Source organism: Mangrovibacterium sp. (assembly GCF_059905295.1).
Window position 1 is genome coordinate 1 of the sequence record NZ_JBZQJF010000220.1, and the last position, 2414, is coordinate 2414.

Consider the following 2414-nt stretch of genomic DNA (forward strand, 5'->3'; position numbering starts at 1 on the left):
ACGCAAGGCTGATTTTTATCTTCAGGTATCAGCTCCTGAAAGCTAAGTTCAGCCGGGTGATCTCCTTCTGCCGTCGGAGCTTCCCGGCTTCACTAAGCTTCCGGTTCGCTTCCTACCCTCGATAAAAAGTAGGCCGAAATCGCTTCGAGCAAGTTCCCATCTTCATTCGATTGTCTCCAATTGTTTTCAACTGCTTTCTCTTGTTTCCCTTCACTTTATCCCTGTTGGAGATTCCCGGGAATCATGTCTGTTTTTTCTGGAAGTCTGTATTTTGGACTTTCCGGGAAATCCTTGTTATGTAGAAAATTCAAGGCTTTTTGTTCGATTTCGATCCTGATAGACCAATCTCAACAAGGAACCTGGGCGTCCAAAAGCAAGCTCGGAGCGCCCGACTGCCCGCAGCAATAACGAACGAAAACACGGAAGTGCTACGCGTAAGCGTTAAGCATGTAGTGTTGAGAGTGAGTGGTGCACAGCAATTGCCTTGGGCAGTCCGGTCTTTTTGGTTCGTTTTGTGACAGGACAAAATGAACAGCCCGTTCGGCTTGAGGATAAAAAGATGAATTGGAGGAAAAAGAAATTTCAATCCCATGCGGCGCAGGCAAAACCAACAGGCTATACAATATGGAGCGTGCGCCTGAAGACGCAAAGCCATTCCGCCCCCCGGGTGCCGCTTGATTCTGACATTCGTCGGAACCCAACTTTACCTGGGGCTACTCCTATTTCACCCACTGGGGTGAGTCTTTTTGAATTCCGGTCTTGATAAAAGGCCGGTCTCGCGCCGAGAAAGCTTCCTTCTTCATTCGATTGTCTCCAATTGTTTTCAACTGCTTTCTCTTGTTTTCCTCCACTTTCATCCCTGTTAGTGATTCCCGGGAGTCAGGTCTGTTTTGTGGGAATAGATGAATGAATTTCAAGCTTGAAGGGCTTTTAAGCAACAACCCCGGGCAACGCTCGGGGGAAAATGATGTAGCGAGTTTTTGTCCGCGTGCAGGACTTGGTTTATTCGTAGGTGATCCTGTCGGACGAGTGGGAGATCAGGTGTCTTTTGCGCCTGTTTCCGGGGCGATGCCCTTCATTGATGTTTTGAACAATTCAATGGTCAATCAAAGCTCGATCTGATTAATCCGAAAATAATTCAGAAAACCTTTCTCCTGGTCAAAGTTCCCGATCGAATCCCGGTTAAAATAAATGGCACTGTCTTGCCGGACAATGATCATTTCATTGGGCAGAAAATTGTTTGAATAAGGCGGAACCAGAAACTTGATGGTGTCGCCATGTAGTTTGTATTTCCCCGATGCTTCTTTTTCATAAAATCCGAATAGACCGAATGACGTTGTTTCGAACTGATTTCCTTTTCTCAGCACAATATTGATGGCGCTGATATCGTCCCAGAGCGTTGCATCAAGCAGTTTCCGGGCTTTAAAGATTTCGGATTGATATATGGAGAAAAGCAAGATAAAACACAGCCCCGTCACATGGGTGTAAAAGGCTGCTTTGTTTGGCTTAATCCCCGATCTGATTACGCGTGCCAGGGTAATTAAGAAGGTAATCAGGTAGAGAATAAGCCCCCCAACAATCAGGTACGAATAAGTCAACAGCCAAATAATCAGGCCGCCATAAACGTCCGTCATCATCCACCCTGTTAGAATGGCGACGGCAATTATGGAGAGAATTAAAAGAGGCTTGGGTTTCATGGGATGGTTGAAATATTAATTCGAGCTTTCTTTTTGAAGGACTTTATTGAGATTAACCCCGACTTTAAGTTCAAACGAGCGATCTGTCACTTTCAAACTTCTGTCTGCAAAGTTGTTGCTAAGGGCCCGACTGCAAATTAATTCGAGGTATAACAAATCTTTCCATTCAACCCCCATGCCGGCGAAAGCTCCCGAGGTAAATTTATTAAATGTCTCCAGATCCGATTCGTGTGGTTTATATATTAATCCGGAGTCGTTTTCCAAGAGGCTGGCGTCTTGGTAGGAGATAAGATAATCACCATACAGGCCCAAAATCCCGTAAGGTGAATATTGACGTTTGAACGGACGAAACTTTAAACCGAGTTTAAATTCCAAATCGTGGAGAACTACATTAGCGTTGGTCATGCTGACGAGGACATTTCCATAGGCATCACTAAAGGACATATCATCCTTGAATCCTTTCTGAATATAGCCCAGCTCTGTTTTCAGGCTGAAAGTCTTCGAAAGGTCTTTTTCTGCAAAGACAAATGCCGCAATCCCGAATTTGTAGCCAAAGTCAGGATTGTATGGCATGATTTTGTAATCCCAATTCTGGTTAGCATAGGCTGTTCCAAGACTCAATCCGTATTTGTCGAATAGTTGAGCTTTGGCGAGCGTTGAGCTAATGGCTAAAATGACGATTAATAGGCTTATGGGTTTCATGGTAATCGGTGTTTG

General features: G+C 44.8%; 2 protein-coding genes. Both read right to left on the reverse strand.

Annotated features, from left to right (window positions below; genetic code table 11):
- Nucleotides 1-1106 precede the first annotated feature (1106 nt).
- Nucleotides 1107-1697, reverse strand: coding sequence for a hypothetical protein (locus AC37HE_RS11495; RefSeq protein WP_500782989.1), 591 nt, complete (start codon nucleotides 1695-1697; stop codon nucleotides 1107-1109).
- A 15-nt stretch (nucleotides 1698-1712) separates the two neighbouring features.
- Nucleotides 1713-2414, reverse strand: a 702-nt coding sequence (locus AC37HE_RS11500; protein WP_500782990.1) for an outer membrane beta-barrel protein, incomplete at its 5' end; no start/stop codon positions are given.